General features: G+C 45.7%; 7 protein-coding genes. 1 reads left to right on the top strand and 6 read right to left on the bottom strand.

The annotated features are described in order from the left end of the window. A partial coding sequence (locus A3735_RS19060; protein WP_156499761.1) for a bifunctional diguanylate cyclase/phosphodiesterase occupies nucleotides 1–1,012 on the top strand: 1,012 nt, incomplete at its 5' end. 46 nt (nucleotides 1,013–1,058) lie between these two features. Here A3735_RS19060 and A3735_RS19055 read toward each other — a convergent pair. The 6 genes from A3735_RS19055 to A3735_RS19030 form a co-directional block, all read right to left on the bottom strand. Next, nucleotides 1,059–1,706, bottom strand: coding sequence for a thioredoxin domain-containing protein (locus A3735_RS19055; RefSeq protein WP_082865497.1), 648 nt, complete (start codon nucleotides 1,704–1,706; stop codon nucleotides 1,059–1,061). Nucleotides 1,707–1,770: 64 nt separating this feature from the next. Continuing rightward, nucleotides 1,771–2,997 (bottom strand): organoarsenical effux MFS transporter ArsJ, encoded by a 1,227-nt coding sequence (arsJ, locus tag A3735_RS19050; protein ID WP_068511232.1) that lies wholly within the window; start codon nucleotides 2,995–2,997, stop codon nucleotides 1,771–1,773. 17 nt (nucleotides 2,998–3,014) lie between these two features. Continuing rightward, on the bottom strand, nucleotides 3,015–4,034 hold the full coding sequence (locus tag A3735_RS19045; RefSeq protein WP_068511229.1) for an ArsJ-associated glyceraldehyde-3-phosphate dehydrogenase: 1,020 nt from the start codon (nucleotides 4,032–4,034) through the stop codon (nucleotides 3,015–3,017). 45 nt (nucleotides 4,035–4,079) lie between these two features. Then, a complete protein-coding gene (locus tag A3735_RS19040) occupies nucleotides 4,080–4,316 on the bottom strand; it encodes a thioredoxin family protein (RefSeq protein ID WP_068554984.1) in 237 nt (78 codons plus the stop codon). Between the two features lie 11 nt (nucleotides 4,317–4,327). Then, nucleotides 4,328–5,320, bottom strand: coding sequence for a permease (locus A3735_RS19035; RefSeq protein WP_068511225.1), 993 nt, complete (start codon nucleotides 5,318–5,320; stop codon nucleotides 4,328–4,330). Nucleotides 5,321–5,345: 25 nt separating this feature from the next. Next, nucleotides 5,346–5,600 (bottom strand): ArsR family transcriptional regulator (locus tag A3735_RS19030; protein WP_068638477.1); only part of this gene is annotated, 255 nt, incomplete at its 5' end.

The raw sequence follows: 5,600 nt of genomic DNA, 5'->3' as shown, positions 1-5,600 counted from the left end.
GCATCGTGAAGCAAGTAAGCTGGCTGAAAGTTTATTAGACGTGTTCTCGCAAACCTTGACTCTTCAGGACGCTCACTATGCCGTGCGTGCGAGTATTGGTATTTGTTTGATCCATGAAAAAGCAGTTTCCGCCAGTGAAATTTTGAAACGTGCTGACTCCGCGATGTATAAAGCCAAAAAGGCAGGTGGTAACCGCTACGCATTCTTTGACCCTGAGTTGCAAAGAATGGCTGACCTTCAATTAAGAATTGAGCGTGATATTGAAGCAGCGATATCAAAGAATGAGTTTGAAGCTTACTTTCAGCCCCAGTTGGATATGGGGGGAGCCTTAGTAGGAGCAGAAGCTCTGGTACGCTGGATTCACCCAGAGGAAGGGGTAATTAGCCCCGACAAATTTATTCCTATTGCTGAGCAGACCGGCGCGATCCATCGTATTCAAGAGATTGTCCTGCGCGAATCATGTGAGTTGATCGTTGCACTAAAAGAGACTGGAGCGTCTCATGATAGGTGTACGATGGCAATTAATATCAGCGCATGCCAATTCGACGTTGATTTGGAGGAACGCATTAAACTAGTGGTAGATGAGTTTTCGCTACCTACCTCGAAGTTTAAATTGGAAATCACTGAAAGTATGCTGATGGAAAACGTTGAGATGATTGTTGAAAAAATGCAGTCGCTTAAGAGCAAAGGTTTTAGATTCTCTGTCGATGATTTTGGTACTGGATATTCCTCTTTGGCTTATCTGCACTCCTTTCCAATTGATGAGTTGAAAATAGACCGAAGTTTTATCAAACAGATAGAGAGCAAAGGGACAGCGATTATTGATGCGATTGTTTCTTTGTCACAAAGCTTCGGATTGAGGGTTGTTGCCGAAGGGGTTGAGACCCGTGAGCAACTGGAAATTCTTGCCGAGAAGAATGTTTCATCCGTGCAAGGCTATTACCACGCCAAACCAATGCCTGCCCATGAGTTTATTACTTGGGTTACCAAAGCCAAGCGTTGCGAGAACTAAAATTGAGGTCAGAGTAAAAAATTATTTTTTACTCTGACCTCAATTATTATTTAGCGAGTTCCTTGGTAACTAAATCGTATAGCTCTTGTGATCCAAACTTGGGGAGCGCTTGTTCATTAACAAAAAAGGTTGGTGTCTTGCTAACTTGCAAAGCTCGAATATCGTCCTTCTCCCGTTGAAGGCGAGCGCTTATCTCATCTGAAGTCATATCGGCTTTCGCCTGTGTAATATCTAAACCCGCTGCTTCGGCAATAGGCCAAGCTTTATCCGCAACAACTTTATGGTTAACCGTCCATTCGGCTTGGGCTATGAGTAGTGCTTCAAGTACCTCTTTGAACTTGTTTTGGAGTCGCGCAGCTTCAAGCATTCTAACGATAGCTTCAGAGCCTTGGTGAAAGGTTGCATACCGAAGTACGATGCGTACATCCTTTTCATGTCTTGCTTGAATCTCTTTTACGAGAGGGTAAAAAGCTCTGCAAGCACCACATGCTGGGTCGAAAAACTCAACGATGGTGACTTTAGCCTCAGCAGGACCAAAGCTCGGAGAGTAAGGGCGTTCATATATGCTTCCTTGTTGTAGGAGCTCGTCGCTTTGCGGGCTTTCTTTGGAGTTCTGATCTTGTTGATAGGTATACCAAGTCAAAGGCAGAGATAACAAGAGACAAATAAGCGTAACACGGGTATTCATTTTCATAACAATTGTGGCCGTTCAAATAAGAAAGCGGTCTAGTTTACAGTCATGAACCGTAGGCTCAAGCTTAAGTGTTTACTGTGTTCGTTTTATGTTTGGGAAGAGCAAGTGAAATGGTCGCCGAAAGGGCGATAAATGTACTCGATACCCATAAACATGCTTCAAGGCCATAAGACTGGAAAATCCAACCTGATAGTACGGTGCCAACTAGCCTGCCCATGGCATTGGCCATATAGTAGAAACCCACATCTAAGGATACGCCATCGTCACTGGCGTAACTCACAATCAGGTAGCTGTGCAAAGAAGAATTTATAGCAAACAGGGCGCCGAAGGCGAGTAAACCTATTACGATCACCAGCTGTGCTGAAAGCGAGCTCGATAAGGCTAGTGCGATGCCCGCGGGTATCAGCATTAGAGGCAGCGCCCAGCCGAGCGCGCTATGGCCATCGGGGGCGCGCTTGGTCGAGCTTTGCGTAATCTTGGGGGCAAAGGACTGCACTAAACCATAGGCGATTACCCAGCTTGCAAGAAAGCCTCCTACAGACCAATGGTTCCAGCCGAACTCGCTCGCTAGATAAACGGGCAAGGCAACCACGAACCAAACATCTCTGGCACCAAACAGAAATAAGCGAGCTGCTGAGAGGGCGTTGATTGCCCGACTTTTAGAAAATATTTCAGTGAACTTCGGTTTGTTCTTTGCCTTGCCTAAGTCTTGTTTTAAGGCAAACATGCTACCCAGCCAAACCACAAACAAGCTTAGCGCCATAGCAAGAACGGCACCTTGAAAACCGAGAGTGGCCAGTAAAGCGCCGCCTAAAAAGAAGCCGACACCTTTCAAGGCATTCTTAGATCCGGTTAGAATTGCCACCCACTTATACAGTGTAGTTTGCGCATCTTTTGGAACCAGCAGCTTGATCGAGCTTTTCGCACTCATCTTGTTCAGGTCTTTAGCAATGCCTGAGAGAGCCTGAGCAGCCATGACCCAAGGCACTGTGAGCAAAGTGGCAGGAACGAGCAGCATTGCCAATGCGAGCACCTGCAGAGCCAGACCAATATTCATGGTTTTGTTGAGCCCCAAATGTGCGCCCAACCAGCCACCAAAAAGGTTGGTGATGACACCAAAGATCTCGTAAAACAAGAACAGCATGGCAATTTCGAGCGGGCTGTAACCCAAGCCATGAAAGTGCAATACGACTAACATCCTCAAAGCGCCATCGGTGAGCGTGAAAGCCCAATAGTTACCTGTTACGACCAGGTATTGCTTAATTTCTGGTGAGAGTTTATTGATATTCATGGTTTTCAAATATGGCCTTAGTGATTAATTTTCTGGTCGATGAGGCCGACTTTACGAACCAGCTCAGCTGTTCGATTGGCATAGCCCCATTCATTGTCATACCACACATAAAGCTTAAGTTGAGTGCCGTTAACCAGCATAGTTGAAGGCGCATCAATGATGGCTGAACGAGGATCGGTTTTGTAATCGATAGAAACCAGTGGCCGCTCTTCGTAACCGAGTATGCCTTGTAGTGCTTCTTCAGAAGCACTTTTTAATAGAGCGTTCACTTCTTCTACCGAGCTTTCTTTTTCTAGTTCGAATACACAGTCAGTGATCGATGCATTGGCTAATGGAACACGTACCGCATGACCGTTTAACTTACCTTTTAACTCTGGAAAGATATGAGTGATCGCCGTAGCTGAACCGGTGGTGGTTGGAATCAGGCTCATACCACAGGCTCGTGCACGTCGCAGATCCTTATGGGGCGCATCGAGAATGGTCTGGGTATTGGTAATATCGTGAATAGTTGTCATTGAGCCATGTTTAATACCTAGACTTTCATGGATCACTTTAACCACCGGCGCCAGGCAGTTTGTTGTGCATGATGCAGCAGTAATAATCGGGTAGACCTCTGGGTCATACAGGTCATCGTTCACACCCATCACAATATTTAGTACACCCTCTTCTTTGACCGGAGCGGTCACGACAACGCGCTTCACACCCTGATCGAGATAGGCCTGAAGTACCTGCTTGCTCTTCATTTTGCCGGACGCTTCGATAACAATATCGCAGCCTGACCAATCGGTTTCAGAGATCGTCTTATTTTGTGTGCAAGGAATCGTATGCTCACCGATAAGTATGCTTGAACCTTCACTACTTGCTTGATGAGCCCAAATACCGTGTACGGAGTCAAAATTTAACAGATGCGAGAGTGTAGCAGCGTCGCCAGCCGGGTCATTAATCTGAACAAATTCGATCTCCTTCCAATCGAATGCAGCTCTGAGTGAGAGTCTACCCATACGGCCAAAGCCGTTAATGCCTACTTTGATGGTCATAGTGATTTATCCCTTAGATAAGAATTATTTGATCAAATTTCTCTGTTAGCTTGTTAGCCACTCAGTTACTTGGTTTCGAGTTGGAATCGACCCGCTGTGAACAAGTTCCTCATTAAGAACAACGGCAGGTGTGCTCATTACCTGATAGTTCATAATTTCTTGAGGGCTGGTTTCTTTACTAACTTGAATTTGCTGGTCTAGTTCTGTCGCAATAGCCTGGATTAGGGCTGCTGTTTTTGTGCATTTAGCACAGCCTGTACCGAGTACTTTAAAAGCTTTCATTAGCTTTTCCTTTATATAAAAGGGCTAAGGCCGTTGAATAGCCAGCCTATGAGCGTGAATGATATGAGGAGCATAACGAATAGGGTGCCAAGTAATTTCCACTGCATGACTTGCTTGAGTAGGATGAATTCTGGAAAACTAGCAGCAACAGTACTCATGCAAAAGGCGAGCGTAGTACCTACAGGTAGCCCGTTGGTTATTAAGCTTTCCATAATCGGAATGACGCCCGTGGCATTAGAATAAAGTGGAATACCGAGTACTACAGCTGCAGGGACTGACCACCATTGCCCATCACCCAAGTGTGCTTCGATCCAGCCATCTGGTACGAAGCCATGTAAAGCAGCGCCGAGACCGACGCCAATAATTACCCATTTCCATACGCGGCCAAAAATCTCTGTTGCCTCACGTACTGCAAATTGATGACGTTGTTGAAAGCCAAGCGCTTGAGCTTTTGATGCTGTAGTTTGTGGCTCTTTTCCTTGTGCTTTGGAGAGGGCTTCTGCAGCAAAAGACTGTAACCATTTTTCGGCTTTGATGGTGTCTAGAAATAGGCCGCCAAGGATCCCAACCGTCATGCCCACCAATACGTAAATAAGGGTGAATTTCCAGCCTAGTAGACTTAGCAGTAACAGTATGGCCACCTCGTTAATGAGTGGTGAGGTAAGCAAAAAGGACATAGTAATTCCTACGGGAATACCCGCTGAGGTGAAACCTAGGAATACGGGAATGCTGGAGCAGGAACAAAACGGCGTGATTGCGCCAAAACTCGAACCCATTAGGTAGCCAATCCCTCGATTTTTTTGTGCCAGGTAATCTCTGACTTGTTCAATGTTGAGGGAGGCGCGTATCAGTGCAATTAAGTAGATCATAACAACGAGCAGAACAAAGATTTTGCTAACATCTTCAACAAAAAAATGCAGGGCGTCACCGAGCTTGGTTTCCGGGCTCAAACCCAATATGTCAAAAACAAACCAGGCGGCAAGATCAGTAAATATCTGAAACATGTTTATCTACCCTCGTTGAAGAATATCAATTGCATGAAAGCACTCTATCTGGACGGGTTTTCATCGTTTCTAGTCGCCTGATGTTCATACTGAATTCTGAAATATTGGCGTCGCATGTTTGTGCTAAAACTGACTTAGCCCAAGATGGTAGACTAGGGTTTATCCTATAAAATACCCATTGCCCCATGCGCCGGTCTGTCAGAATGCCTGCTTTTTTGAGTAGTGCCAGGTGCCGGGAAACTTTAGGTTGCTCATACTCCAATGCTGCCATCAGTTCACA

It is taken from the genome of Oleiphilus sp. HI0061, assembly GCF_001635675.1.
This window is presented reverse-complemented; position numbering and strand designations above follow the sequence as displayed.

What these genes read in the sequence shown, in the direction of transcription:
- A3735_RS19045 (WP_068511229.1), bottom strand. Translation starts at nt 4,034, where the DNA reads ATGACCATCAAAGTAGGCATTAACGGCTTTGGCCGTATGGGTAGACTC.
- A3735_RS19040 (WP_068554984.1), bottom strand. Translation starts at nt 4,316, where the DNA reads ATGAAAGCTTTTAAAGTACTCGGTACAGGCTGTGCTAAATGCACAAAA.
- A3735_RS19035 (WP_068511225.1), bottom strand. Translation starts at nt 5,320, where the DNA reads ATGTTTCAGATATTTACTGATCTTGCCGCCTGGTTTGTTTTTGACATA.
- A3735_RS19055 (WP_082865497.1), bottom strand. Translation starts at nt 1,706, where the DNA reads ATGAAAATGAATACCCGTGTTACGCTTATTTGTCTCTTGTTATCTCTG.
- arsJ (WP_068511232.1), bottom strand. Translation starts at nt 2,997, where the DNA reads ATGAATATCAATAAACTCTCACCAGAAATTAAGCAATACCTGGTCGTA.